The following is a 25,630-nucleotide window of genomic DNA, read 5'->3' as shown; positions in this document are numbered from 1 at the left end:
ACAATGCGCCGATGGTCAGTGAAGCCCTCCATGTCTCGGCGCGGCTGGCGATTCCGGAAGCGGAGATCGTCGAGCGTTTCGTGCGCGCCAGCGGCGCCGGCGGGCAGAACGTGAACAAGGTCTCCAGCGCGGTCGAGCTGCGTTTCGACGTGGCCGGTTCGCCGTCGCTGCCGGAGCCGCTGCGCGCGCGCCTGCTGGCGCAGCGCGACCGGCGCCTCACCGACGGCGGCGTGCTGGTGATCGACGCGCAGCGCTTCCGTACCCAGGAACGCAACCGCGCCGACGCGCGCGAGCGCCTGGCCGACTTCATCCGTGCCGGGATGGTGGTGCCCAAGGCCCGGGTCGCGACCAAGCCCACCCACGGCTCCAGGATGCGCCGGCTGGAACAGAAGAAGGAGCGCGCGCAGGTCAAGCGCGGCCGCTCGCAACGCAACTGGGAGTAACGCTTGGACAACACCGCTTCGCCGGCCCGGGGGCCGGTGGTTCCGCCCGTTCCCGCGAACGTGCCGCACGTTCGCGGCAGCGGTTTCGTCCGCTGGCTGGGGCGCACGGTCCTGCGCCTGGGCGGCTGGCGCGTGCTCGGGCCGATTCCCGACCTGGGCAGGGCAGTGGTCATCGCCGCGCCACATTCGTCCAACTGGGACGGCCTGTGGGGGCTGGCGGCGAAGATGGCGCTGGGCATCGAGGCGCGCATCCTCGGCAAGGACAAGCTGTTCTGGTGGCCGCTGGGCGCGGTGCTGCGGCGGCTGGGCGTGGTGCCGCTGGACCGCAGTTCGCCGCAGGGCACGGTGGGACAGGCGGTGGCGATGATCCAGGGCAGCGAGCGCATCTGGTTCGCGCTGGCGCCGGAAGGCACGCGCAAGCCGGTGAAGGAATGGAAGAGCGGCTTCATCCGCATCGCGCGCATGGCGCAGGTGCCGATCGTGCCGGCCTATTTCCACTACCCGGACAAGGTCATCGGCTTCGGCGCGCCGTTCCACACCAGTGGCGATGATGCCGCGGACATGGCGGCGGTGCGCCGCTGGTACCGGCCGTGGATCGGCCGCAACCGCGGCACGGTGTAGCCATGGGCGTCGCACTGGTCTGGTTGCGCGACGATCTGCGCCTGGATGACCACCCGGCCCTGCGCGCGGCGCTGGACCGCGGCCTGCGGCCGCTGCCGGTCTACATCCACGCCCCGGAAGAGGAAGGCGACTGGGCACCGGGCGCGGCGTCGCGTGCGTGGCGCCGGCGCGCCCTGGCGGCGCTTGCCGAAGCGCTGCAGCGGCGCGGTTCGCGGCTGCTGCTGGCGCGCGGGCCGACGCTCGCCACGCTGCAGGCGCTGGCCGCGCGCACCGGCGCCGAGGCGGTGCTGTGGACCCGCCGCTACGAGCCGGCGGTCGAACAGCGCGACGCGCACATCAAGCGCAGCCTGCGCCAGGCCGGCCTGCACGCGGAGAGCTTCAACGGCGCACTGTTGTTCGAACCATGGGAGCTGGCGACCCGGCAGGGCGACCCGTACCGCGTGTTCACGCCGTTCTGGAAATCGGCGCGTGCGCACTGGCGGGCCCTTTCGACCTGGGATGCGCCGGAACGGCTGCCCGCGCTGGACGCGCTCGACCTGCCCGCCGGCGAGCGCCTGGACGATCTGCTGCCGGCGCCGTCCCCGGCGTGGGATGGGGGTTTCTGGCCGCACTTCACGCCCGGCGAGGACGGTGCCCGCGCGGCGATGCAGGCCTTCCTCGACGGCGCCGTGCATGGCTATGCGCAGGGCCGCGACTTCGCCGCCGAAGCCGGCACCTCGCGGCTGTCGCCGCACCTGCACCACGGCGAGCTGTCGGTGCGGCGCATCGCCGCAGCGGTGCTGGCCGCCGGCGACACCATCGCCGAACCCGACCGCGACCGCTTCCTCGCCGAACTGGGCTGGCGCGAGTTCGCCCACCACGTGCTGCACCACTATCCGCGGGTACCCGACCACAACCTCGACCCGCGCTTCGACGACTTCCCGTGGGCGGCGGCCGACGAGCCGCGGCTGGAGGCATGGCGACGCGGGCGCACCGGGGTGCCGATCGTCGATGCCGGCATGCGCGAGTTGTGGCATACCGGCTGGATGCACAACCGCGTGCGCATGGTGGTGGCCAGCTGGCTGACCAAGCACCTGCGCCAGCACTGGCTGCACGGTGCGCGCTGGTTCTGGGACACGCTGCTGGATGCCAACCTGGCCAACAACACCCAGGGCTGGCAGTGGACCGCCGGCACCGGCGCCGACGCGGCACCGTATTTCCGCGTGTTCAACCCGGTCAGCCAGGCGCGCCGGTTCGACCCGGAGGGCGCCTATATCGCGCGCTGGGTGCCGGAGCTGGCGCGGCTGCCGCTGCCGGCGCGTTTCGCGCCCTGGGAGCACCCGGAACTGGCCCGGCGGGTCGCGCCGGGCTACCCGGCGCGGCCGCAGGTGGACCTGGCCGCGGGCCGGGCCGCGGCGCTGGCCGCGTTCGCCGCGCTGCGCGGCGGGCGGGCCGGCTGAGCAGGCGACAGCCGCCGCACACCCAGGCGCCACCACCGGCACATGCCAGCGTACGGCCGAGGGAGTAGGGTGCGTGATCGCACGCATCCCCCGTCCCGCAGGAGCACGTTACATGTCGCGCACCCTCATTCTGGCCGCCGCCATCAGCCTTGCGCTGGCGGCCTGTTCCGGCAAGGAGTCCACTGCCCCCGTGACCACCGAGACCGCCCCCGCCGGCCAGCCCGCCGACGCTTCGACCAATCCGTTCATGACCGCCAGCACGCTGCCGTTCCAGGCGCCGGCGTTCGACCGGATCAAGGACGGCGACTACCTGCCGGCGTTCGAGGAAGGCATGCGCCAGCAACTGGCCGAGATCGCCCGGATCACCGCCAACGCCGAGCCGGCCAGCTTCGACAACACCCTGCTGCCGCTGGAGAAATCCGGCGCCATGCTCGACCGCACCAGCCGCGTGTTCTTCGGCGTGGTGCAGGCCGACACCAATCCGGAACGGCAGAAGATCCAGGAACAGGTGATCCCGAAGCTGGCCGCGCACAGCGACGCCATCCACCTGGACCCCAGGCTGTTCGAGCGGGTGAAGGCGGTCTATGACGCCCGCGCCGGCGCCGGGCTCGATCCGGAGCAGCTGCGCGTGGTCGAGGAAACCTACAAGGGCTTCGTCAAGGCCGGCGCCCAGCTCAGCGATACCGACAAGGAAACGCTCAAGCGCTACAACGCCGAGGAAGCCACGCTCGCCAACGACTTCCACAACAAGCTGGTCGCGGCTACCGCCGCCGGCGCGGTGGTGGTGGAGGACAAGGACACGCTGGCCGGGTTGTCCGATGGCGACATCGCCGCGGCGGCCGAAGCGGCCAAGGACCGCAAGCTCGACGGCAAGTGGGTGCTGGCGCTGCAGAACACCACCCAGCAGCCGGTGCTGGCCTCGCTGCGCGACCGCGCGCTGCGCGCCCGGGTGCTGCAGGCTTCGGAGACCCGCACCGAGCAGGGCGACGGCAACGACACGCGCGCGATCATCCAGCGCCTGGCGCAGCTGCGCGCGGCCAAGGCCAAGCTGCTGGGCTTCCCGAACTACGCCGCCTACAACCTCACCGACCAGATGGCCCAGACCCCGGCCAACGCGCTGAAACTGCTGACCGACACCGTGCCGGCCGCCACCGCCAAGGCGCGCGGCGAACTGGCCGAGATCCAGAAGGTCATCGATGCCCAGAATGGCGGCTTCAAGGCCACGGCGTCGGACTGGGATTTCTATGCCGAGCAGGTACGCAAGGCGAAGTACGACCTGGACGAGGCGCAGATCAAGCCGTACTTCGAGCTCGACAACGTGCTGCAGAACGGCGTGTTCTTCGCCGCCAACCAGCTCTACGGGGTGACGTTCAAGGAGCGCAAGGACATCCCGGTCTACCACCCGGACGTGCGCGTGTTCGAGGTCACCGACGCCGACGGCAAGCCGCTGGCGCTGTTCTACGCCGATTTCTTCAAGCGCGACAGCAAGTCCGGCGGTGCATGGATGGACGTGTTCGTCGAACAGGACGGCCTGGCCGGCACCCGGCCGGTGGTCTACAACGTGTGCAACTTCACCAAGCCCGCGGCCGGCCAGCCGGCGTTGCTGAGCTGGGACGACGTCACCACGATGTTCCATGAGTTCGGCCACGCCCTGCACGGCATGTTCTCCAACACCCGCTACCCGAGCGTGGCCGGTACCGGCGTGCCGCGCGACTTCGTCGAGTTCCCGTCGCAGTTCAACGAGCACTGGGCATCGGACCCGAAGGTGTTCGCCAATTATGCGAAGCACTACCAGAGCAGGGAGCCGATGCCGCAGGCGCTGGTGGACAGGATCGCCAAGGCCAGGACCTTCAACCAGGGCTATGCCACCACCGAATACCTGGCCGCGGCGCTGCTCGACCTGGCCTGGCACACGCAGGGCGCCGACGCGCCGCAGCAGGACGTGGGCACGTTCGAAGCCGCGGCGCTGAAGCAGTACCGCGTCGACCTGGCGCAGGTGCCGCCGCGTTACCGCAGCAGCTACTTCGACCACATCTGGGGCGGCGGCTATTCGGCCGGCTACTACGCCTATTTCTGGGCCGAGATGATCGACCACGATGCCTTCGAGTGGTTCAAGGAGCATGGCGGCCTGACCCGCGAGAACGGCCAGGTGTTCCGCGACAGGATCCTGTCCATCGGCAACACCCGCGACCTGGCCACCGCCTATCGCGAGTTCCGCGGCAAGGATCCGAGCGTGGAGCCGTTGCTGAAGAACCGCGGGCTGAAGTAAGCGATCCGGCCCGCGCCGGCAGCGCGCACGGCAGGGGCGACCCTGCCGTGCGCACGTGCATGACCGGCGGCACTGCCGGCGCCGGGAGCGCTCACAGGCGCACGAGCATCAACAGGCGCACCTGTGCCGGCGTCGCCTCGTGCCTGCGCGCCGCCAGCACGCAGATGTGCTGCAGCAGGGCCTGCGGATCGTCGCCCGGCGGATCGCCGACGCCGCTGCCGACGCTGACGGCGAGCTGCCCCCACCAGCGTGGATGGCCGTCGGCGAGGATCTCGTAACCGGCGGCGTAGTGGCGGATGCCACCATCAGGTGCCGACATGCACCCGCTCACCGGCCTCACTGCAGGCCAGGTGCTCCAATGCCACCTCCAGCGCCAGCACGTAGCTCTGCGCGCCGCACCCGTGGGCGACCGCAAGGCGGTGGCCCGCGTTCTCCGGCAGCTGCGCCGGGTTGGCATCGGCGGCGGTGTCATGTACTTCGACATAGGCGTTGCGCAGGCGCGGCAACAGCCGCCGCAGCCGCTCGCTGGAGACGCAGGCGCCGGGCGCCAGCAGCACGACGTCGGCCGGGTCGTGGTCGGCAACGCACAGGGCCTCGATGAGTTCCTGTTCGGAGCGGCAGTCGCGCAGGGCCAGCGTGGTGTCGGCCTCGAGCGCACGGCTGACCACCGACTGCAGCACCGCGGCGGGCAGCGGGGCGGGCATGTGGGGCGCGTTGCCGGGCAGGTCGGGCCCGCGCAGCAGGAAGACCGACTGCGGCCTGTGGGCCGGCGCGGGGGTGGGGTGCAGGCAGGGACGAGGCATGATGGCTGGATGTCAGGCGCGGGAAGCGCGGTGACGCCACGATGCGCCGCCGGCGCGTAAAACCGCCATGCCACCAGGCCGCTGGCGGCGTAAACAATGCGTAGCTTCGGGAACTTGCCGGCCGCCGCCGGGGTCGCATGCGGCAGTACCCGTAGGGAGCGCGCCATGCATGTCGATTCGTCCACCCGTCCCGGCCGCGTGCCACGGAGGCCGTGGCAGTGGCTCCGCAGGGAGGCGCCGCCGCTGGCGCTGATGCTGCTGTTGCTGTGCGCGGCGCGCGACACGCTGGCCAATCACTACCAGGTGCCCAGCGGCTCGATGCAGCCCACGCTGCAGCCCGGCGACCGCATCGTGGTGGACATGCGCTCCTATGGCCTGCGCCTTCCGTTCAGCAGCATCCAGTTGCTCGATACCGGCCATCCGCGGCGCGGCGATGTCGCCGTGTTCGACTCGCCGGCCGACGGCACGCGGCTGGTCAAGCGCGTGGTGGCGGTGGCCGGCGACCGGGTGGAACTGCACGATGGCTACCTGCGCATCAACGGCCGGCCGCTGAGCCGGATGCCCCGGCAGGAGGCTTTCGGCACCCGCCAGGTGACGCTGGACCTGGACGCCGGCGGTGGACCGGACATCGACGGCATCACCGTGCCCACGGGCAAGCTGCTGGTACTGGGCGACCATCGCGGCAACAGTTTCGACGGGCGCTTCTTTGGCCTGGTCGATGCCGACAAGGTGTATGGCAGGGCGCGGGCGGTGTACTGGCGGCGGGGCGAGGGACTCGCCTGGCGGCCGCTGTAGCGCTGGCCCCGCCGGGGGCTTCGGAAAATTGGTCGGTCCAATATCCTGCGGAAACCTGTGATTTAATGCGCGCTCCGCGGTGCGCACGCTTGCATCAGTGCCCGTCGGGCCACAAGCCATGCATTGGTCATACCAATTGTGGTGCCGTGGGATGCCTGCCGTGTGCAGGCGCCACCCCTCCATCGGGAGTCGACATGCAGCCCTGGCAACAACTGTACGACCCGGCCGGCAACATCTGGCTGTCCAGTCTGATCGCGCTGTTGCCCATCGCCTTCTTCTTCGTCGCGCTGGCGGTGCTGCGCATGAAGGGCTGGCTGGCCGGCACGCTCACCGTCGCCATCGCCCTGGGCGTGGCGCTGCTGTTCTACCGGATGCCGCCGCTGCAGGCGCTGGGCGCGGCGCTGTACGGCTTCGTCTACGGCCTGTGGCCGATCGCCTGGATCATTCTCGGCGCGGTGTTCCTGTACAAGGTCTCGGTCCGGACCGGCCAGTTCGACATCATCCGCGCCTCGATCCTGTCGGTGACCGCGGACCAGCGCCTGCAGATGCTGATGGTCGGGTTCGCCTTCGGCGCGTTCCTGGAAGGCGCGGCCGGGTTCGGCGCACCGGTGGCGATCACCGCCGCACTGCTGGTCGGGCTGGGCTTCAAGCCGCTGTACGCGGCGGGCCTGTGCCTGATCGCCAACACCGCGCCGGTGGCGTTCGGGGCGATGGGCATCCCGATCATCGTCGCCGGCCAGGTGACCGGGCTGGACGCGTTCGAGATCGGGCAGATGGCCGGCCGCCAGCTGCCGTTCCTGACCCTGGTCGTGCTGTTCTGGATCATGGCGATCATGGATGGCTGGCGCGGCATCCGCGAAACCTGGCCGGCGGTGCTGGTGGCCGGCGGCGCATTCGCCCTGGCGCAGTACCTGACCTCCAACTTCCTCGGCCCGGAACTGCCGGACATCACCGCGTCGCTGGCGTCGCTGGTGTGCCTGACCCTGTTCCTGCGCCGCTGGCAGCCGCGGCGCATCTTCCGCTTCGACGATGCCGGTGATGCAAGCGCCACTGCCCCGATGGTGGAAGTGCCGCGCTACAGCGCCGGCCGCATCATCCGCGCGTGGTCGCCGTTCCTGATCCTCACCGCGCTGGTCACGCTGTGGAGCATCAAACCGTTCAAGGCGCTGTTCGCCGCCGGGGGGCCGTTGCAGCACTGGGTACTGAAGCTGCCGGTACCGGGGCTGGACGGGCAGGTGAGCAAGATGCCGCCGATCGTCGACGCGCCTACCGCCTACGACGCCGTGTACAAGTTCGACTGGTTCTCGGCCACCGGGACCTCGATCCTGCTCGCGGCGCTGATCGCCATCGTCGTGCTGCGGATGCCGGCCCGGGCCGCGCTGTCCACCTTCGGCGAGACCGTGCGCGAACTGCGCACGCCCATCTACTCGATCGGCATGGTGCTGGCGTTCGCCTTCATCGCCAACTATTCGGGGTTGTCGGCGACGTTGGCCCTGGCGCTGGCGCATACCGGCGATGCGTTCACGTTCTTCTCGCCGTTCCTGGGCTGGCTGGGCGTGTTCCTGACCGGCTCGGACACGTCCTCCAACGCGCTGTTCTCGGCGCTGCAGGCCACCACCGCGCAGCAGATCGGCGTGTCCGACGTGCTGCTGGTGGCGGCCAACACCACCGGCGGCGTCACCGGCAAGATGATCTCGCCGCAGTCCATCGCCATCGCCTGCGCGGCGGTGGGGCTGGCCGGCAGGGAGGCCGACCTGTTCCGGTTCACCATCAAGCACAGCCTGGCGTTCACGGTGATGGTCGGGGTGATCACCAGCGCACAGGCATGGTGGCTGACGTGGATGATTCCCTGAGCGGCACAATGGCGGCATGAACATGCATCAGCAAACACCGCAGCGGGTATCGGACCGGGTCGCCACGCAACTGCGCGCGCTGGTGGAAGAGCGGCAGCTGCAGCCAGGCGAGCGCCTGCCCGCCGAGCGCACCCTGGCGGTGCAGCTGGGGGTGTCGCGCACCGCGCTGCGCGAGGCCATCGCCCAGTTGAGCAGCCAGGGCCTGCTGGTCGCGCGCGTGGGTGGCGGTACCTTCGTGGCCGAACCGGCGGCACGCGCGCGGCAGGCCATCGAAGAGCCGCTGGCGCCCTACCTGCCGCTGTTCCAGGGCGACCCGGAATACCGCTTCGACGTGCTGGAGATCCGCCATGCGCTGGAAGGCGCCGCGGCCTGGCATGCCGCGCTGCGTGCCACCGCCGAGGACCGCGCGCGCATCGCCCGCGCCTTCGCCACCATGATGGATGCGCACGGCAAGGACGACCCCGCCGGCGAAGCCAGCGCCGATGCCGACTTCCACCTGTCCATCGCCGAAGCCTCGCACAATCTGGTGCTGCTGCAGGTGATGCGCGGCCTGTTCGACCTGCTGCAGACCAACATCTCGCAGAGCCGCGAGCGGCTGTACACCTCGCCGCGCACCTTCTCGCCGCTGTCCGAGCAGCACCGCGAGATGATGGACGCGGTGCTGGCCGGTGACCCGCAACGCGCGCGCGCCGCCGCGCTGTCCCACCTGGAGTTCGTGCACACCACGCTGCGCACGCTCGACGAAAACGAGGCCCGGCGCGCACGGGCCTCGCGCCTGCCTTCCGCCACGGCCGACCCATGATCATCTCCGCTTCCACCGACTACCGCGCGGCCGCAAAGCGTCGCCTGCCGCCGTTCCTGTTCCATTACATCGACGGCGGCGCCTACGCCGAGCACACGCTGCGCCGCAACGTATCGGACCTGGCCGACATCGCCCTGCGCCAGCGCGTGCTGCGCGACATGGCCGACCTGAGCCTGGACACCACGTTGTTCGGCGAACGCCTGGCGATGCCGGTGGCGCTGGCGCCGGTCGGGTTGACCGGCATGTACGCGCGCCGCGGCGAGGTGCAGGCCGCGCGCGCGGCCGACAGCCGCGGCGTGCCTTTCACCCTGTCCACCGTGTCGGTGTGTCCGATCGAGGAAGTGGCGCCGGCGCTCCGGCGGCCGATGTGGTTCCAGCTGTACGTGCTGCGCGACCGGGGCTTCATGCGCAATGCGCTGGAGCGCGCGCAGGCGGCGGGCGTGAGCACCCTGGTGTTCACCGTGGACATGCCGGTGCCGGGCGCGCGCTACCGCGACGCGCATTCGGGCATGAGCGGGCCCAACGCGGCGCTGCGCCGCTATGCGCAGGCGCTGGCCCACCCGCGCTGGGCGTTCGACGTGGGCCTGCGCGGGCGTCCGCACGACCTGGGCAACATCTCCGCCTACCGTGGCCACCCGACCGGGCTGGAGGACTACATCGGCTGGCTCGGCAGCAATTTCGATCCGTCGATCTCGTGGAAGGACCTGGAGTGGATCCGTGCGTTCTGGAAGGGGCCGATGCTGATCAAGGGCATCCTCGACCCGGACGACGCGCGTGACGCGGTCAGGTTCGGCGCCGACGGCATCGTCGTTTCCAACCACGGCGGGCGCCAGCTCGACGGCGTGCCGTCCACCGCGCGCGCGCTGCCGGCAATCGCCGATGCGGTGCAGGGCGAACTGAAGATCCTGGCCGATTCGGGCATCCGTACCGGCCTGGACGTGGTGCGCATGCTCGCCCTCGGCGCCGATGCGGTGCTGCTGGGCCGCGCCTTCGTCTATGCGCTGGCGGCGCGCGGCGAAGCCGGCGTCGCCCATCTGCTGGACCTGGTCGCCAGCGAGATGCGGGTGGCGATGACCCTGACCGGCGCGCGCCGCATTGCCGACATCGGCCGCGATTCGCTGGTGCGGCGGCGGTGAGCGCCGCGCTGCTGGGGCGCCTGCGCGAAGCGGTCGGCCGGCGCCATGTGCTGACCGGCGACAAGGCCACGCGCCGCTTTCGCAGGGGCTACCGCTTCGGCGAGGGCCCGGTGCTGGCGGTGGTGCGGCCGGGCACGCTGCTGGAGTTGTGGCAGGTGCTGCAGGCGGCGGTGCAGGCGGGTGCGGCGATCATCCTGCAGGCGGCCAACACCGGGCTCACCGGTGGCTCCACGCCCGATGGCGATGACTATGGCCGTCCCGTGGTGCTGGTCAGCACGCTGCGCCTGGAAGGCATCCAACTGCTGGACGGCGGCCGCCAGGTGCTGTGCCTGCCGGGCGCCACCCTCGACCGGCTGGAGCAGGTGCTGGCGCCGCTCGGGCGCGAGCCGCATTCGGTGATCGGCTCCTCGTGCATCGGCGCCTCGGTGCTGGGCGGCATCTGCAACAACTCCGGCGGGGCGCTGGTGCGCCGCGGGCCGGCGTATACCGAACTGGCGCTGTTCGCGCAGGTCGATGCCGATGGCCGGCTGCACCTGGTCAATCACCTTGGCATCGCGCTGGGCGACAGTCCGGAGGAGATCCTCACGCGCCTGCAGGCCGGCGATTACCGCGCGGCCGACGTCGGCAGTGGCGGGGGCCGCGCCGCCTCCGACCCGCACTACGCCGCGCAGGTGCGGCAGGTGGATGCGGGCACGCCGGCGCGGTTCAACGCCGACCCGGCGCGGCTGCACGAGGCATCGGGCTCGGCCGGCAAGCTGGCGGTGTTCGCGGTTCGCCTGGATACCTTCGAGAAGGAGCCGGCCGAGGTCTTCTACATCGGCAGCAACCGCACCGACAGCCTCACCGCGCTGCGGCGCCAGCTGCTCACCGGCTTCGAGCGGCTGCCGATTTCCGGCGAATACATCCACCGTGATGCCTATGACATCGGCGAGCGTTACGGCAAGGACGTGTTCCTGCTGATCGACCGGCTCGGCACCGCACGCGTGCCGGCCGCGTTCGCCTGGAAGAGCCGCATCGATGGCTGGTTCGAGCAGTGGGGCCTGCGCGGGACCAGCGACCGGGTGCTGCAGGCGCTGGCCGGCCTGCTGCCCGCGCACCTGCCGCCGCGCATGCGCCAGTTCCGCCAGCGCTACGAGCACCACCTGCTGCTGAAGGTCTCCGCGCGCGACGCGGCGGAGACCGAGGCCTGGCTGCGCGGCTTCTTCGACGGCCATGAAGGCGGCTTCTTCCGCTGCACCGCGGACGAGGGACGCAAGGCGTTCCTGCACCGTTTCGCGGTGGCCAGCGCCGCGGTGCGCTACCGCGAGGTGCACCGCGACCGGGTGCAGGACATCGTCGCCCTGGACATCGCGTTGCGCCGCGACGACCGCGACTGGTTCGAGCGGCTGCCGGCCGAGCTCGACGCGCGCCTGCTGCACAAGCTGTACTACGGGCACTTCCTGTGCCACGTGTTCCACCAGGACTACATCGCGCGCAAGGGCGAGGACCCGCTGGCGATCGAGCACGCGATGTGGGCGCTGCTGGACGCGCGTGGTGCCGAGTACCCGGCCGAGCACAACGTCGGCCACCTGTATCCGGCCAAGCCGGCGCTTGCCGCGTTCTACCAGCGGCTGGATCCCGCCAATACCTTCAACCCCGGCATCGGCCAGACCAGCAAGCGGGCCGGCTGGCAGGGCTGCGACTGCACGCACTGAACGCCCGCCCGGCGCAGCCATGCCGATGCAGTGCGGGCGGCCCGCTCCGGTGGAGTGGGCCGCCCGTGCCGCGCCCGCCTCAGCGGCGGATGTCCTGTACGTGGGTGCCGATCGCCTCGGCCAGGCCCGGCACCCCGTCCGCACCGGTCGGCACGGTGATGCTGGAACCGTTGAAATCACCGCCGATGGGCTGCGCCCGTCCACCCAGGCACTGCGCCAGGAAGCCTTCGGCCACGGCGTTGAACGCCTTGCTGTTCTCGGGGCGCGCGAAGCCATGGCCCTCGTCCGGGAACAGCACGTAGGTGACCGGGATGTGCTTGTCGGTCATCGCCTTGACGATCTGGTCGCTCTCGGCCTGGCGCACGCGCGGGTCGTTGGCGCCCTGGCCGATCAGCAGCGGCCGGGTGATGGCGGCGACCCGGGTCAGCGGCGAGCGTTCGGCCAGCAGCTGCTTGCCGGCCGCGGTGCGGGGGTCGCCCACGCGCCGGGCGAACTGCTCGAAGAACGCGGCCCAGTAGGGCGGAATGGTGGACAGCAGGGTATCGAGGTTGGAGGGGCCGACGATGTCCACGCCGCACTTGAACGCGTCGGGGGTGAAGGTGAGCCCGACCAGGGTGGCGTAGCCACCGTAGCTGCCGCCCATGATCGCGACCTGCTCACGCGTCGTCACGCCGTTCTTCACCGCCCAGTCCACCGCGTCGATCAGGTCGTCGTGCATCTTGCCGGCCCATTCGCCGTCACCGGCATTGGTGAAGGCCTTGCCGAAGCCGGTGGAGCCGCGGTAGTTGACCGACAGGACCGCATAGCCCCGGTTGGCCAGCCACTGGTGGTAGGCGTCGTAGCCATAGATGTCGCGCGCCCACGGCCCGCCGTGCACCAGCAGCACCATCGGCACCGGCGCGTCGGCCTTGCCGTCGCCATTGGCGTCGGCGGTGCGCGGCAGGGTGAGGTAGCTGACCAGGGTCAGCCCGTCGCGCGAGCGGATTTCCTGCGGCCACTGCGCCGCCAGCGCCTTGCCTTCCAGCGCCGGTCGCGCGGAGAACAGTTTCTCCGGGGTGCCGCCACGGGCATAGCGGTAATAGGTGACCGGCGACTCGGCGGCGGAGTAGGCGACGATCCAGGTTTTGTCGTCCAGGGTGCGCGAGGTGACGCTGAAGCTGCCCGGGCCGATGGCCTTGAGCGTGTCCAGGTCCGGTGCGATGGCCGGGTCGACCGCCTTCCACTCGTTCTTCAGGTAATTGACCGCCACCGCCTGCGCGCGCTGGGTCATCGGGTGGTCGAGGGCGTCGTCGATGTCGGCGCGCGCGTCCTCGTGGACCAGCGTCTTCGCCCCCGTGCCGGCGTCGATGGCATACAGCGCCGCGGTATCGCGGCCGCGCGAGTCGAAGAAGTAGCGGGTCTTGCCGTCGCTGGTGTAGCCGCCCGGGAAGCTGGTCAGGGAGTCGGCGAACGGGATCTCGCCGGTGACCTTCCAGCCGCCCTTGCCATCGGGTTCGAGCAGGTCGTTGCCGCCGTCCTCGCGCGCGCGGCTGGCCATCCTGACCTTGAAGTCCGGGTCGGCGATGTAGCCGGCGATCCGCCCGGTGTTCTTCTCCAGCAGCGTGCGCTGGCCGCTGGCCAGGTCCACCCGGTACAGGTCGTGCCACTTCGGGTCGCGGTCGTTCATCGCCACCAGCACCGATTCCGGATGCAGGTGGCTGACCCCGACGACCTCGGCGCGGGTGGCCGGGAAGTCGCTCAGGTCGCGCGCCTGCCCGCTGGCCAGGTCCACCGAGAACAGGTGGAAGTTCTCGTCGCCGCCGGTATCGCGCAGGTACAGCAGGGTGTCGGGGCGGTGGCTCCAGACGTACTGGCGGATGCCGCGCGCCTTGTCCGCGGTGACCGCGCGTGCCTTGCCGATGTCGTCGGCCGGGGCGACCCAGACGTTCAGCACGCCGTCGACCGCGGCGACCCAGCCCAGGTACCGGCCGTCGGGGCTGATCTGCACGTTGGCGCGTTCGGGGTTGCCGAACAGGGCGTCGCGCGGGATCAGTTCGGGTGGGGCGGCCGACGCGGCCGGCGTTGCGCTGCCGGCAGGCGTGCGGTTGCAGGCGGAAAGGGACAGGGCGAGGGCGAGGCTGACAGCGAACAGCAGCGTGCGATCCATGGCAGAACTCCGGTATGCCGCGCTGGCGGGTGCGGCAACGCTAGCGCGGAACCCGGGGCGCTGCGTTAAGCCCGGCAGCGCCCCTACCGCTCCGAATGCCCGGTGTCGTCGTACTGCCGCGGAGCGAACAGGTCGGGCCGGATCAGCGCGATGAAGGCGCGCGCCTGCGGCGACAGCACCTTGCCGCGGCGCACCGTCACCCCGTAGCTGCGGGTGGGGAAGTAGCGCGCCATCGGGCGGATCGCCAGCCGCTCGCGGTCGGCGTCGTTGAGGCACAGCGCGGTCACGATGGAGATGCCCATGCCCATTGCCACGTACTGCTTGATCACCTCCCAGCCGCCGACTTCCAGTGCCACGGTGTAGGGCACGCGGTGACGCTGGAACACCAGGTCGACCAGCCGCCAGGTGATCTGCCGCTTCGGCGGCAGGATCAGCGGGAAGGCGGAGAGGTCGTCCAGGGTCAGTTCGCGCTTGCCGGCCAGCGGGTGCCCGCGCGGGGTGATCAGCACCTGCTCGAAATCGTAGACCGGCGCGTAGCTCAGGTCGCCCGGTACATCCAGCATCGAGCCCACGGCGAGGTCGGCGGCGTCGCCACGCAGCAGTTCGGTGCCGTCGGCGCTGATCGCGTCCTGCAATACCAGCCGCACGTCGGGGTGGCGCTGGCGGAACGCTTCGACGATCTTCGGCAGCAGGTACAGGATCGTCGAGGTATTGGCGGCCACGGTCAGCTCGCCCGCGTCCAGCCCGCGGACCTTGTCGCGGAAGCTGGCTTCCAGCCCGTCCAGACTCTCCACCAGCGGCTGCGCCATCTCGTACAGCAACTGGCCCTCGCGGCTGGGCACCAGGCGCCGGCCGCTGCGTTCGAACAGCACCACCCCCAGCTCCCGTTCCAGCGCCTGCAGCTGCAGGCTCACCGCCGGCTGGCTGACGAACAGCGCCTCCGAGGCACGCGACACCGAGCCCAGGCGGACCGTCTGGCAGAACGCGCGCAGCGGCTTGAGCCGGTCGGACTTGTAGGAAAAACGCGGGTTTACGGGCTTCTTCGTCGCCATCCAGCCTGATTATTAGCACAACTTATGTTGGGTATTGCAAAAACTGTTTTGATAAATAAGTGATCGCGGCGGCACGGTGGAGTCCCCCGACACACGCAGGATTCCGCCATGTCCGCCGTCGCCACCTCCGTTCCGTCCACGCCCACCCGCCCGACCCCGGGCATCACCGTGGCCGCCCGGCTCGCCGGCCAGGCGGAGCTGCTGCCGGCCGGGGTGCTGGCGCTGCTGGTGTCGCTGCACCGGGCGGTGGAGCCGGAGCGGCAGGCGCGGCTGGCCGCGCGGCGCCAGCGCCAGGCCTTCTTCGACCAGGGGGGGCTGCCGGACTTCCGCACCGACACCGCGCACATCCGCCAGGGCGACTGGACGGTGGCGCCGATCCCGGCTGCCCTGCAGGACCGTCGCGTCGAGATCACCGGCCCGACCGATCCGAAGATGGTCATCAACGCGCTGAACTCCGGCGCGCGGGTGTTCATGGCCGATTTCGAGGATTCGACCTCGCCGACCTGGCGCAACCTCCTGGCCGGCCAGCAGGCGCTGATCGGCGCGGTGCGCGGCGACCTGGAGTACACCGCGCCGGCGGCGGCCGATGGCGCGCCCGGCAAGCACTACACGCTGCGGCCGTTCGCCGAGCAGGCGGTGCTGATCGTGCGCCCGCGTGGCTGGCACCTGGACGAGAAGCACGTGCTGGTCGACGGCCAGCCGATCGCCGGCGGCCTGTTCGACGCGGCGCTGTTCGCCTTCCATAACGCCCGCGCGCTGATGCGCCGTGACCGCGGCCCTTATTTCTACCTGCCCAAGCTGCAGTCGATGGAAGAGGCGGCGCTGTGGGAAACCGCGCTGGCGCACATCGAGGGCATGCTCGGCCTGCCGCACGGGCAGATCAAGGTCACCGTGCTGATCGAGACGCTGCCGGCGGTGTTCGAGATGGACGAGATCCTGCACGCGCTGCGCGGGCGCATCGTCGGCCTGAACTGCGGCCGCTGGGACTACATCTTCTCCTACCTGAAGACCTTCCGCCGGCATGCCGACAAGGTGCTGCCCGAGCGTGGCCAGGTGACCATGACCCAGCCGTTCCTGAAGGCATATTCGGAGCTGCTGATCCAGACCTGCCACCGCCGCGGCGCGCATGCGATGGGCGGCATGGCCGCGCAGATCCCGATCAACCACGACCCGGCCGCCAACGAGCAGGCCATGGCGCGGGTGCGCGCGGACAAGCTGCGCGAGGTCAGTGCCGGCCACGACGGCACCTGGGTGGCGCACCCGGCGTTGATCCCGGTGGCGCGCGCGATCTTCGACGAGCACATGCCGGGCCCCAATCAGCACCACGTGCTGCGCCGCGACGTGCACGTCACCCGCGATGACCTGGTGGCCCCCTGCGCCGGCACCATCACCCGCGCCGGCTTCGACAACAGCGTGGAAGTGTGTGTGCGCTACATGGCCGCGTGGCTGGACGGCAACGGCTGCGTGCCGATCCACAACCTGATGGAGGACGCGGCCACCGCCGAGATCAGCCGCAGCCAGATCTGGCAGTGGCTGCATGCCGGCAACCAGCACCTGGACGACGGCACCGCCATCGACGGCGCGCTGCTCGACGCCACCCTGCGCGCGCTGCCGGCGCGCCTGGGCGACACCGCCGCGCTGCCCGGCGGCGACCGCATCGCCCAGGCCATCGAACTGCTCGGCACGCTCAGCCACGCCGACGAACTGGCCGAGTTCCTGACCCTGCCGGCGTACCGGCAGATCGACTGAGCCCTGCCACTGGCCGCCCCCTACTGCACGCCCCGCCCCCCAAGGAGTTCCACCATGAGCACCTACACGCAACAGATCGACGCCCTGCAGCACGACTGGGACAGCAACCCGCGCTGGGCCGGCATCCGCCGCCCGTACAGCGCCGCCGACGTGGTGCGCCTGCGCGGCACCGTGCAGCCCGAGCACACCCTGGCCCGGCGCGGCGCCGAGCGGCTGTGGAAGCTGCTCAACGGCGAGGCCAGGAAGGGCTACGTCAACGCCTTCGGCGCGATCAGCGCCGGCCAGGCGATGCAGCAGGCCAAGGCCGGGCTGGAGGCGGTGTACCTGTCCGGCTGGCAGGTGGCCGCCGACGGCAATACCTCCGAGACCATGTACCCGGACCAGTCGCTGTACGCCTACGACTCGGTGCCGACCATGGTCCGCCGCATCAACAACACCTTCCAGCGCGCCGACGAGATCCAGTGGAAGAACATCATCGACGGCAAGCTGAAGGCCGAGGAGGCCATCGACTTCTTCCTGCCGGTCGTGGCCGACGGCGAGGCCGGCTTCGGCGGCGTGCTCAATGCCTACGAGCTGATGAAGAACATGATCGTCGCCGGTGCCGCGGGGGTGCACTTCGAGGACCAGCTGGCGGCGGTGAAGAAGTGCGGCCACATGGGCGGCAAGGTACTGGTGCCGACCCAGGAGGCGATCCAGAAGCTGGTGGCCGCGCGCCTGGCCGCCGACGTGCTGGGGGTGCCGACGATCGTCCTGGCACGGACCGACGCCGAGGCCGCCAACCTGCTGACCAGCGACTTCGACCCCAATGACGCGCCTTTCGTCACCGGCGAGCGCACCGCCGAGGGCTTCTACCGGGTGCGCAACGGGCTGGAGCAGTCGATCAGCCGCGGCGTGGCTTACGGGCCGTATGCCGATCTGGTGTGGTGCGAGACCGGCACCCCGGACCTGGGCTTCGCCCGCGAGTTCGCCCAGGCGGTGCACGCGGCCAGCCCGGGCAAGCTGCTGTCCTACAACTGCTCGCCATCGTTCAACTGGAAGAAGAACCTGGACGACCGCACCATCGCCCGCTTCCAGGACGAACTGTCGGCACTGGGCTACAAGTACCAGTTCATCACCCTGGCCGGCATCCACATCAACTGGTTCAACACCTTCAAGTTCGCCCACGACTACGCCCGTGGCGAGGGCATGCGCCACTACGTGGAGCAGGTCCAGGAGCCGGAGTTCGCCGCGCGCGGGCAGGGCTACACCTTCGTTTCCCACCAGCAGGAAGTGGGGGCGGGCTACTTCGACGACGTCACCACGGTGATCCAGGGCGGCGCCTCCAGCGTCACCGCGCTGACCGGCTCCACCGAGGAGGCGCAGTTCCAGGCCGGCAGGGCCGCCTGAAGGCCCTGGTTTCGATACTTTTACCGTTACTTGGGTATGGAGCAGGGGCGGCCGCGACGGCCGCCCTTTCTTTCATATGGCTGAATGCGATGGGCGCCGGTTTGCGACCTGCTCCACGCTTTGTGCCGGTGCTATCCTTCCGCGCTAGCCCCCGGGGACGAAGGGGCGGTGGGGCTGAGGGAATGACCAGCGAAAGTGCTGCAATCATGGCCGATGAGCGCGAACCGGGTGTCGCCCACATGGCGATGGCCGAAATCGTGCATCCCGTCCTGTCGCCCGACGAATTCGCGCTGTTCTCGCGGTTCGCACGGCAGCGCCAGGTCGCCGCCGGCGAGGTCCTGTTCCGCCGCGGGGATTCGGGCGACGCCATGTTCGTCATCGTCAGTGGCATCGTCGATCTCAACTTCGGCGAGGACCTGGTGGTCAAGTACCTGGGCCCGGGGGAGTTCTTCGGCGAGCTGGGCCTGCTGATCGGCGACCATCGCCGCGGCGCCGATGCCCGTGCCTCGACCGAGCTGTCCCTGCTCGAACTCGGGCATCCCGATTTCCAGAAGCTGGTGGACCACGATCCGGGCCGGGTCGCCTTTTTCCTGCGCCGCACGATCATGCGCGTGGTCTCCAACGAACAGATGCTGATCCGGCAGCTGCGCCGTCGCAACCACGACCTGGAAGCGGCGCTGGACAATCTCTACACCACCACCCACCAGCTCAGCCATACCGAGGAACTGGTGCGGACCGACGAATTGACCGGCCTGTACAACCGCCGTGGCCTGACCCTCTACCTGCAGGAGTGCCGGCAGCCGTCGCGGAACCCGCCGCAGGGGCTGCTGCTGATCGACTGCGACCGCTTCAAGCGCATCAACGACGAACATGGCCACCTGGTCGGCGACCGCGTGCTGCAGGCGGTGGCCAACATCCTGCGCTCGGTGGTGCAGCCGGGCGGGCTGGCCTGCCGCCTGGGCGGCGACGAATTCTGCCTGCTGGTGCAGGAGGCAGACGCCGAGGCGCTCGAACACGTGGCCGGCTTCATCCTGCATGCCGTGCACGGCCTGCTGGAACGGTCGCAGCCGGTGCCGCGGGTGTGCCCGGTGAGCATCGGCGTCAGCCTGCTCGACCCGTCGCGCGACTGGAACGACTGGTACGCGCATGCCGACAGTGCGCTGTACGAGGCCAAGCGGCGTGGCGGCAACCGGCTGCAATGGCCGGTGGACTGGCTGGGGGCCGGCTGACATGCAGCAGGTGCCCGCCACACCGGACATGGATGCAACGGCGGGTGCCCCCGCCCCCCGCGTGCACACGCTGCTGCTGACCGACCTGTGCGACTCGGTCGCGCTGGTGGAGCGGCTGGGCGACACCGCGGCCGCGGAACTGTTCCAGGAGCACGACCGGCTGGTGCTGCGCCTGCAGCAGCAGTGGAAGGGACGCATGATCGACCGCTCCGACGGCCTGCTGCTGCTGTTCGAGCGGCCGGTCAACGGGCTGGGTTTCGCGCTGGACTACCGGCAGGGCCTGGAGCAGCTGGGCCAGCTGCGCGGCATCGGCCTGCAGGCGCGTACCGGCATGCATGTCGGCGAGGTGCTGACCTGGCACAACAGCGTCGAGGCGGTGCAGGCCGGTGCCAAGCCACTGGAAGTCGAGGGCCTGGCCAAGCCGCTGGCCGCGCGCCTGATGGCGTTGGCGCGGCCCGGGCAGATCCTGCTGTCGGCGGTGGCCGAGTCGCTGGCGCACCGTTCCGCCCGCGAGCTGGGCGCGCGCAGCGAGCACCTGCTGTGGAGATCGCACGGGCGCTGGCACTTCAAGGGCGTGCCGACCACGCAGGAAGTGTTCGAGGTCGGCGAGCCGGGGTTCGCCCCGCTGCGCATGCCGCGCAGCACGCCCAAGGCCTGGCGCGACCTGCCGCTGTGGCGGCGCCCGATGGCGCTGGTCGCCGAAGCGACATTGCTGGTGGCGCTGGGCGTCGGCGCCTGGTTCATCGCGCGGCCGGAGCCGGCCATCGCCTTCGCCGAGCGCGACTGGGTGGTGCTGGCCGACGTGATCAACGGTACCGATGAAGCGATCTTCGATGCGTCGGTCCGGCGGGCGATCATGCTTGGCCTGGATCAGTCGCGGCATGTGAATGTGCTGTCTGACGGCAAGATCCGTGAAAGCCTGGAAATGGCGAGGAAGCCCGCCGATGCGATGCTCGACCGTGCGCTGGCAGTGGACATCGCGGTACGCGAGGGCGCGCGCGCTGTCCTGTTGCCGACGATCACGCGGGATGGCACGGGCTATCGGGTAGCCGTCAGCCTGGTGGCTCCCGGTACCGATGCCACGGTGCAGACGTACCATGCGGTGGCCAGTGGCACCGACAAGATCACCACGGCGGTGGACGATGTCGTGAAACAACTCCGCGAGGGGTTGGGGGAATCGGTCGCCGAGCTGCGCAGGTCGCTCCCCCTGTCGCAGGCTTCCACCAGCAGCCTGCGTGCGCTGCGCTCTTATGCCCTGGCCGAAACCGCGATCGGACAGCGTCGCTTCGAGGAAGCGCGCAATCTCTACCAGGCTGCGGTGGAAATCGATCCCGAGTTCGCACTGGCCTACGCGGGCCTGGCCAAACTGCATGCCCGCACCGGGGACATGCAGCCGGCGCGCGAGCAACTGCAGCGCGCGCTTGCGTTCACATCGCAGTTGCCGCATCGCGAACGGCTGTATCTCAAGGCCTGGCAGGCCGAGCTGGAGCCCCATGGCTGGCCGCTGGAAGACTGGCGTGCCCTGGCCAGGCTGTATCCGGACTCATTTGCCGGTCTTTCCAATACCTCCTGGTACCTGTTCCAGGACAACCGTTTTGGCGAAGCCGAGCCTTTTGCCCGTGCGGCGTCGGTGCCGCAGGACTACCTTCGGGTCTACCCGATGGTGCAGCTTGGGCAGATCCAGATCGCGCTGAACCAACCCGAGCTTGCCCTGCAGACCCTCAGGCAGGCGCACGAGCTGCAGGGCGGGAGCAGCGCGGGTGATGCCCAGATCGACGCGCTCGTCGCCATGCGTCGTCATGCGGAGGCCGAACAGATGCTGGCCAGGTTCGACAACGGGGGGGAGTCACTGCAGGGACTCATGGGCCTTCGCGCGCGTTTGCTGGTTGCGGCCGACCAGGGCGATTGCGGTGCGATGAAGACCGCACTGCGCGCGGACGCGGCCAAGCCGGTCGTGGCCTACCAGCGCATCCACCAGGCACTGCAGCATGTCGTCGTCGGGGTCGTGTGTGACCAGAAGGGAGACCTCGGCCTGTCCACCGTGGCCGCGGAGCTTTCCCCCTTGCTGCGCAGGACCGACGATCCTGCATGGCGCGATCACAGCCTGCAGATGCTTGCGCTGATCTACCTGGCACAACGGCAGCATCAAACGCCCCTTTCCTCGCGCCTGCTGCGCGAGAACGCGCAGGTGTTCGAATCCCAGCGCAGTCCGGTCGTGGCCAAATGGCATCGTCTCGTGCAGGCGATGGAACACCTGCAGGAAGGCAGGGCGGATGCCGCGGTGGCGGCAATCCAGCCGATGCTCGATGGGAGCGAGCCGTTGCAGGCGCATGTGGTTCTGCTCGAGGCGCACCGCCTGCTGGGCGATGCCGCCGCGGCCGGGCGCGAGCAGCGATGGCTGGCCGACCATCGCGGCCAGGCGATTGCCGAACTGATGGCGATGCAGGTGCTGCAACCGCTCAACGTGCATGACGTTGCCGGGGCAGGGGCGCCGGCGGTCGCCGCCGGCGCGGGGTGAGAGCGGTCAGCCGATGGCGTCGCCGACCTTGCCGGCCTCGAAACAGAAGACCACCGTCATCGGCATGGTGCACTCGGAAGTCAGGTAGGCCTCCAGTTCGCTGCGTACCAGCTGCAGTTCTTCCGGCGATGCCAGCGCATCCACTTCCAGGCACTCGCTGTGGTCGACACTGATGCCGATGGAGGCCAGTGCAGCGACCGGATCGGTGACGAACAATGCGCGGAACACGTTATCGCCGATCAGATGGTCCAGTAGATTGGACGCTTCGGCAGGGGTCAGCTTGCTTGTGGACATGGCGGCTCTTCCAGAGGGGAGATCAGTCACCTGTATCGGCTGCAAACCGGCCGAGTTGAGCGCCCTGCGACGCGTGGTGGCCAGGCGGTGCGGGCGGCGGCAGGTCAGGGGGCTACTTGCCGGCCATGAATGCGGCGATCATGGCGTGGTCCGAGAGATATGAGCCGTGAATCCCATGCGTGTCCGTCGTTGTATGCATCTCCTGCTGGAGCCCAGCGAACGTGTTTCGTTCGGATTCGCCGCGATCCTGCGGGGCAAGGTTGAGGTGGAAAGCGAGGTGAGCTGGGTCGCGTTGGCCGCCCACCTTGGGCAGGCCGTGGTGGTGGACGCCGCCGAGCGTGCCCTGCTTTGCGCCACCAGCGCCCACCGGTGGCATGAGCCCAGCCCCGAGCAGCTCGGCTCGGCGGCCTGCATGCGCCTGCTGGAGCTGGGTTTGCTGGTCGGCGACCAGCCCGAGCATGCGGACCACCGGGCGCGGGACCAGGCCGTCCGCGACGCGCACTGGTGGTTGCCCGCGGCGATCATGCACGGGCATTCGCGTTGGCAAGGCGTGGACAGCGTCGACGAAATGCACTCACAGGGGCTTGTCACCGCAGCTGACCTGAGGCGCAGCTTTGGTCCGCCGCCGCCTGCGGTGCGCTCACATGAAGGCATTTACGCCCCCTTGCCCAGGGAAGCGGGAACCGCGTTCGACGCGATGCTCGAACGCCGGGCCACCTGCCGGAACTTCGATACCGGCCGCGCCTTGCCCCTGCCCCTGCTCGGACAGCTCCTGCAGCGCTCGGTGATGGCGCAGGCAACGCTCGAGGCCGCGCCGGACACCGTGTTCCTGAAGAAGAATGTCCCATCCGGTGGCGGCCTGCATCCGGTCGAGGCCTACCTGCTGGTGCAGAATGTGGAAGGACTGGTGCCGGGCCTTTACCACTATCATCCGCTGGAACACGGGCTGCTTGCGCTGCCATCGCCTCCGCCGCCGGACATGCGCGAGTTGGCGCGGCGGCTGCTCTCCGGCCAGGACTGGTTCGCCGACGCCCCGGCGATGGTCATTCTTGCGCCGCGTTTCGAGCGTTGCTTCTGGAAGTACCGCAACCACGCCAAGGCCTACCGTGCCATCGTCCTCGACGTCGGGCACCTGTCGCAGATGCTCTACACATGCGCCACCGAGGCGGGCCTGGGCGCGTTCGTGACCGCGGCGATCAACGAGATCGATATCGATCGGGCACTGGGACTGGATGGTGTCCAGCAGGGCGCGATGGCGGTTTTCGGTCTCGGTTGGCGCGCATCACAACAGGCGACCACCGAGTTCGATCCAGCCCACCGCGTATGGGCGTGATCAGCCCGCCTCGAAATCCACCAGCACCGCACCGTCGCCCACCTGGTCGCCGCCGCGCACGCGGTAGCCGTTGACCACGCCGTCGGCAGGCGCCTGCAGGGTGTGCTCCATCTTCATCGCTTCCATCACCAGCAGCGGGGTGCCGCGGGCGACCCTGCTGCCCGGCTCGACCAGCAGGGCGATGACCCGGCCGGGCATAGGCGCCAGCAGGCTGCCGCCATGATCGCTGCCGCCGTCGGCCTCGGCGACGGGGTCGTGCAGGGTGAAGCGGCGCTGGCTCCCGTCGGCGAAGACATGCAGCACATTGCCGTCGCGCACGACGTCGCCGCGGTGCAGCCGGTCGTCGATCTGCACGGCATAGCCGTCCGCGCGCACCCGCCCGCGCAGCCGCAGCGGGTCGCCGTCGCCATCCACCTGCCAGCCGTCCGCGTGGCGCCGTACCCGCAGCGTGCGTTGCTGCTGCTGGTGTTCCAGTGTCACCGCGCGCGCGGCGGGACCGGCCGTGCGCCAGCCATCGGCGATGGCCCAGGGCGAGGCGTCGGCCGCCGCTGTGGCGCCGTCGTCGATGGCGAGCACCGCGGCCAGTGCCCAGTCGGCCGCGCTTGCGGGATGGTGGCGCACGTCCAGTGCGTCGTGCTCGCGCTCGATCAGCGCGGTGTCGAGATCGGCCTGGCGGAACGAACCGGTCGCCACCAGCCGGTGCAGGAAGCCGGCATTGGTGGTGACGCCGACCGCCCGGCACTGCGCCAGCGCCTGCCGCATGCGCCGCAGCGCGCTGTCGCGGTCCACGTCATGCACGATCAGCTTGGCGATCATCGGGTCGTAGTACGGGGTGATGGCATCGCCCTGTTCGACGCCGGCATCCACCCGCACGTGGGCATCGGGCCGCGGCAGGCGCAGGTGGCGCAGGGTGCCGGTGGAGGGCAGGAACCCACGGTCGGCATCCTCGGCGTACAGCCGTGCCTCGATGGCGTGGCCGTGGATGGCCAGCTGCGCCTGGGTCTTCGGCAACGGCTGCCCGGCGGCGACGCGCAGCTGCCACTCCACCAGGTCGGTGCCGGTGATCAGTTCGGTCACCGGGTGCTCGACCTGCAGGCGGGTGTTCATTTCCATGAACCAGAATTCGCCCGAAGGCGAGGCGATGAATTCCACCGTGCCGGCGCCGACGTAGCCGACCGCACGCGCCGCGTCGGTGGCGGCCTTGCCCATCGCCGCGCGGCGTTCGGGCGTCATGCCCGGCGCCGGGGCTTCCTCCAGCACCTTCTGGTGGCGGCGCTGCACCGAGCAGTCGCGCTCGAACAGATGCACCACGTTGCCGTGGCCGTCGCCGAACACCTGGATCTCGATATGCCGCGGCCGCTCGATGTACTTCTCCACCAGCACGTGCGCATTGCCGAACGCCGACTGCGCCTCGCGCTGGCAACTGGCCAGGGCGGCGTCGAAATCCGCGCTGGCCTCGACCCTGCGCATGCCCTTGCCGCCGCCGCCGGCGCTGGCCTTGATCAGCACCGGATAGCCGATCGCGTCGGCCTGCGCGCGCAGGAAGGCCGGCTCCTGGCGCTCGCCGTGGTAGCCGGGAGTCAGCGGCACGCCGGCCTGCTGCATCAGCGCCTTGGCCGCGCTCTTGTCGCCCATCGCGTCGATGGCGCTGGCCGGCGGGCCGATGAACACCACGCCGGCATCGGCGCAGGCGCGGGCGAAACCGGCGTTCTCGGACAGGAAGCCGTAGCCGGGGTGGATCGCCTGCGCGCCGCTGCGGCGCGCGGCGTCGAGGATGGCCGCGCCGCGCAGGTAGCTGTCCGCCGCCGGCGCCGGGCCGATGTGGATGGCCTCGTCGGCCAGCCGCACATGCCGTGCGTCGCGGTCGGCGTCCGAGTACACCGCCACGGTGGCGATGCCCAGGCGGCGGCAGGTGGCGATGACGCGGCAGGCGATTTCGCCGCGGTTGGCGATCAGGATCTTGTCGAACATGGCGTATTCCATGACGTGCTGCGCGGTGGCAGCTTGAAGTATTGAAGAGCTTTCACTCCCCTGCCGGGGAGCGAGCTACTTTTCTTTGCCCGTGCAA

The 25,630-nt window shown here is 70.1% G+C and carries 20 protein-coding genes; 14 read left to right on the top strand and 6 right to left on the bottom strand.

The genetic code is table 11. The features are described from left to right. The first annotated feature begins 11 nt into the window (after window positions 1-11). The 4 genes from arfB (at window position 12) to dcp (ending at window position 4,772) form a co-directional block, all read left to right on the top strand. Window positions 12-443 (top strand): alternative ribosome rescue aminoacyl-tRNA hydrolase ArfB, encoded by a 432-nt coding sequence (arfB, locus tag QQA12_RS15165; RefSeq protein WP_054668193.1) that lies wholly within the window; start codon window positions 12-14, stop codon window positions 441-443. Window positions 444-503: 60 nt separating this feature from the next. Next, entirely contained in the window at window positions 504-1,064 is a 561-nt protein-coding gene (locus QQA12_RS15160) for a 1-acyl-sn-glycerol-3-phosphate acyltransferase (protein ID WP_082394210.1), read from the top strand. A 2-nt stretch (window positions 1,065-1,066) separates the two neighbouring features. Further along, complete coding sequence (locus tag QQA12_RS15155) at window positions 1,067-2,503, top strand: deoxyribodipyrimidine photo-lyase (RefSeq protein ID WP_226049747.1); 1,437 nt, start codon at window positions 1,067-1,069, stop codon at window positions 2,501-2,503. Window positions 2,504-2,615: 112 nt separating this feature from the next. Beyond that, the gene (gene dcp / locus QQA12_RS15150; RefSeq protein ID WP_226049746.1) at window positions 2,616-4,772 is read left to right on the top strand and encodes a peptidyl-dipeptidase Dcp; all 2,157 of its coding nucleotides are present in this window, start codon (window positions 2,616-2,618) and stop codon (window positions 4,770-4,772) included. A 91-nt stretch (window positions 4,773-4,863) separates the two neighbouring features. Here dcp and QQA12_RS15145 read toward each other — a convergent pair whose 3' ends face one another. Beyond that, window positions 4,864-5,091, bottom strand: coding sequence for a hypothetical protein (locus QQA12_RS15145; protein WP_054668187.1), 228 nt, complete (start codon window positions 5,089-5,091; stop codon window positions 4,864-4,866). Next, window positions 5,078-5,575: a hypothetical protein gene (locus QQA12_RS15140; protein ID WP_056932859.1), complete on the bottom strand. Its 498-nt coding sequence runs from the start codon at window positions 5,573-5,575 to the stop codon at window positions 5,078-5,080. The genes QQA12_RS15145 and QQA12_RS15140 overlap by 14 nt, the downstream gene beginning before the upstream one ends. A 165-nt stretch (window positions 5,576-5,740) precedes the next feature. Between QQA12_RS15140 and lepB the strand changes: the two genes are divergently transcribed. The 5 genes from lepB to dld all read left to right on the top strand — a co-directional run bounded on the left by lepB (window position 5,741) and on the right by dld (window position 11,855). Beyond that, a complete protein-coding gene (lepB, locus tag QQA12_RS15135) occupies window positions 5,741-6,370 on the top strand; it encodes a signal peptidase I (protein WP_226049745.1) in 630 nt (209 codons plus the stop codon). A 194-nt stretch (window positions 6,371-6,564) separates the two neighbouring features. Then, the gene (gene lldP, locus QQA12_RS15130; protein WP_226049744.1) at window positions 6,565-8,223 is read left to right on the top strand and encodes an L-lactate permease; all 1,659 of its coding nucleotides are present in this window, start codon (window positions 6,565-6,567) and stop codon (window positions 8,221-8,223) included. A gap of 16 nt (window positions 8,224-8,239) precedes the next feature. After that, complete coding sequence (gene lldR, locus QQA12_RS15125) at window positions 8,240-9,025, top strand: transcriptional regulator LldR (protein ID WP_267913953.1); 786 nt, start codon at window positions 8,240-8,242, stop codon at window positions 9,023-9,025. Further along, a complete protein-coding gene (lldD, locus tag QQA12_RS15120; protein ID WP_226049742.1) occupies window positions 9,022-10,161 on the top strand; it encodes an FMN-dependent L-lactate dehydrogenase LldD in 1,140 nt (379 codons plus the stop codon). The genes lldR and lldD overlap by 4 nt, the downstream gene beginning before the upstream one ends. Continuing rightward, window positions 10,158-11,855, top strand: a complete 1,698-nt coding sequence (gene dld / locus QQA12_RS15115) for a D-lactate dehydrogenase (protein WP_226049741.1) — start codon at window positions 10,158-10,160, stop codon at window positions 11,853-11,855. The genes lldD and dld overlap by 4 nt, the downstream gene beginning before the upstream one ends. A gap of 79 nt (window positions 11,856-11,934) precedes the next feature. Here dld and QQA12_RS15110 read toward each other — a convergent pair whose 3' ends face one another. Beyond that, entirely contained in the window at window positions 11,935-14,001 is a 2,067-nt protein-coding gene (locus QQA12_RS15110) for a S9 family peptidase (protein ID WP_226049740.1), read from the bottom strand. Window positions 14,002-14,084: 83 nt separating this feature from the next. Next, window positions 14,085-15,053 carry a LysR family transcriptional regulator gene (locus QQA12_RS15105; RefSeq protein ID WP_182335534.1) on the bottom strand — a complete coding sequence of 323 codons (969 nt, stop codon included), beginning with the start codon at window positions 15,051-15,053 and terminating at the stop codon, window positions 14,085-14,087. A 108-nt stretch (window positions 15,054-15,161) separates the two neighbouring features. Here QQA12_RS15105 and aceB point away from each other — a divergent pair, with 108 nt between their 5' ends. The 4 genes from aceB to QQA12_RS15085 all read left to right on the top strand — a co-directional run bounded on the left by aceB (window position 15,162) and on the right by QQA12_RS15085 (window position 21,935). After that, on the top strand, window positions 15,162-16,802 hold the full coding sequence (gene aceB / locus QQA12_RS15100) for a malate synthase A (protein WP_226049739.1): 1,641 nt from the start codon (window positions 15,162-15,164) through the stop codon (window positions 16,800-16,802). A gap of 54 nt (window positions 16,803-16,856) precedes the next feature. Continuing rightward, entirely contained in the window at window positions 16,857-18,188 is a 1,332-nt protein-coding gene (gene aceA, locus QQA12_RS15095; RefSeq protein ID WP_226049738.1) for an isocitrate lyase, read from the top strand. Between the two features lie 182 nt (window positions 18,189-18,370). Then, complete coding sequence (locus QQA12_RS15090) at window positions 18,371-19,417, top strand: GGDEF domain-containing protein (RefSeq protein ID WP_226049737.1); 1,047 nt, start codon at window positions 18,371-18,373, stop codon at window positions 19,415-19,417. 1 nt (window position 19,418) lies between these two features. Further along, window positions 19,419-21,935: a putative peptide modification system cyclase gene (locus QQA12_RS15085; RefSeq protein ID WP_289211191.1), complete on the top strand. Its 2,517-nt coding sequence runs from the start codon at window positions 19,419-19,421 to the stop codon at window positions 21,933-21,935. Window positions 21,936-21,941: 6 nt separating this feature from the next. Here the strand turns inward: QQA12_RS15085 and QQA12_RS15080 are convergent, their stop codons facing one another. Continuing rightward, a complete protein-coding gene (locus QQA12_RS15080; protein ID WP_226049736.1) occupies window positions 21,942-22,229 on the bottom strand; it encodes an NHLP-related RiPP peptide in 288 nt (95 codons plus the stop codon). Between the two features lie 175 nt (window positions 22,230-22,404). Here QQA12_RS15080 and QQA12_RS15075 point away from each other — a divergent pair, with 175 nt between their 5' ends. Beyond that, the gene (locus QQA12_RS15075; protein ID WP_226049964.1) at window positions 22,405-23,562 is read left to right on the top strand and encodes a putative peptide maturation dehydrogenase; all 1,158 of its coding nucleotides are present in this window, start codon (window positions 22,405-22,407) and stop codon (window positions 23,560-23,562) included. Here QQA12_RS15075 and QQA12_RS15070 read toward each other — a convergent pair whose 3' ends face one another. After that, window positions 23,563-25,533 (bottom strand): acetyl/propionyl/methylcrotonyl-CoA carboxylase subunit alpha, encoded by a 1,971-nt coding sequence (locus tag QQA12_RS15070; RefSeq protein ID WP_226049735.1) that lies wholly within the window; start codon window positions 25,531-25,533, stop codon window positions 23,563-23,565. Window positions 25,534-25,630 lie beyond the last annotated feature (97 nt).

This window comes from Stenotrophomonas sp. 17(2023), from assembly GCF_030345315.1.
Lineage (GTDB): Bacteria > Pseudomonadota > Gammaproteobacteria > Xanthomonadales > Xanthomonadaceae > Stenotrophomonas > Stenotrophomonas acidaminiphila.
The sequence above is the reverse complement of the archived record's forward strand: the minus strand, read 5'-3'. Positions and strand labels throughout refer to the sequence as shown.

What these genes read in the sequence shown, in the direction of transcription:
- arfB (WP_054668193.1), top strand. Translation starts at nt 12, where the DNA reads ATGGTCAGTGAAGCCCTCCATGTCTCGGCGCGGCTGGCGATTCCGGAA.
- QQA12_RS15155 (WP_226049747.1), top strand. Translation starts at nt 1,067, where the DNA reads ATGGGCGTCGCACTGGTCTGGTTGCGCGACGATCTGCGCCTGGATGAC.
- dcp (WP_226049746.1), top strand. Translation starts at nt 2,616, where the DNA reads ATGTCGCGCACCCTCATTCTGGCCGCCGCCATCAGCCTTGCGCTGGCG.
- QQA12_RS15145 (WP_054668187.1), bottom strand. Translation starts at nt 5,091, where the DNA reads ATGTCGGCACCTGATGGTGGCATCCGCCACTACGCCGCCGGTTACGAG.
- QQA12_RS15140 (WP_056932859.1), bottom strand. Translation starts at nt 5,575, where the DNA reads ATGCCTCGTCCCTGCCTGCACCCCACCCCCGCGCCGGCCCACAGGCCG.
- lepB (WP_226049745.1), top strand. Translation starts at nt 5,741, where the DNA reads ATGCATGTCGATTCGTCCACCCGTCCCGGCCGCGTGCCACGGAGGCCG.
- lldP (WP_226049744.1), top strand. Translation starts at nt 6,565, where the DNA reads ATGCAGCCCTGGCAACAACTGTACGACCCGGCCGGCAACATCTGGCTG.
- lldR (WP_267913953.1), top strand. Translation starts at nt 8,240, where the DNA reads ATGAACATGCATCAGCAAACACCGCAGCGGGTATCGGACCGGGTCGCC.
- lldD (WP_226049742.1), top strand. Translation starts at nt 9,022, where the DNA reads ATGATCATCTCCGCTTCCACCGACTACCGCGCGGCCGCAAAGCGTCGC.
- QQA12_RS15110 (WP_226049740.1), bottom strand. Translation starts at nt 14,001, where the DNA reads ATGGATCGCACGCTGCTGTTCGCTGTCAGCCTCGCCCTCGCCCTGTCC.
- QQA12_RS15105 (WP_182335534.1), bottom strand. Translation starts at nt 15,053, where the DNA reads ATGGCGACGAAGAAGCCCGTAAACCCGCGTTTTTCCTACAAGTCCGAC.
- aceB (WP_226049739.1), top strand. Translation starts at nt 15,162, where the DNA reads ATGTCCGCCGTCGCCACCTCCGTTCCGTCCACGCCCACCCGCCCGACC.
- aceA (WP_226049738.1), top strand. Translation starts at nt 16,857, where the DNA reads ATGAGCACCTACACGCAACAGATCGACGCCCTGCAGCACGACTGGGAC.
- QQA12_RS15090 (WP_226049737.1), top strand. Translation starts at nt 18,371, where the DNA reads ATGACCAGCGAAAGTGCTGCAATCATGGCCGATGAGCGCGAACCGGGT.
- QQA12_RS15085 (WP_289211191.1), top strand. Translation starts at nt 19,419, where the DNA reads ATGCAGCAGGTGCCCGCCACACCGGACATGGATGCAACGGCGGGTGCC.
- QQA12_RS15080 (WP_226049736.1), bottom strand. Translation starts at nt 22,229, where the DNA reads ATGTCCACAAGCAAGCTGACCCCTGCCGAAGCGTCCAATCTACTGGAC.
- QQA12_RS15075 (WP_226049964.1), top strand. Translation starts at nt 22,405, where the DNA reads ATGCGTGTCCGTCGTTGTATGCATCTCCTGCTGGAGCCCAGCGAACGT.
- QQA12_RS15070 (WP_226049735.1), bottom strand. Translation starts at nt 25,533, where the DNA reads ATGTTCGACAAGATCCTGATCGCCAACCGCGGCGAAATCGCCTGCCGC.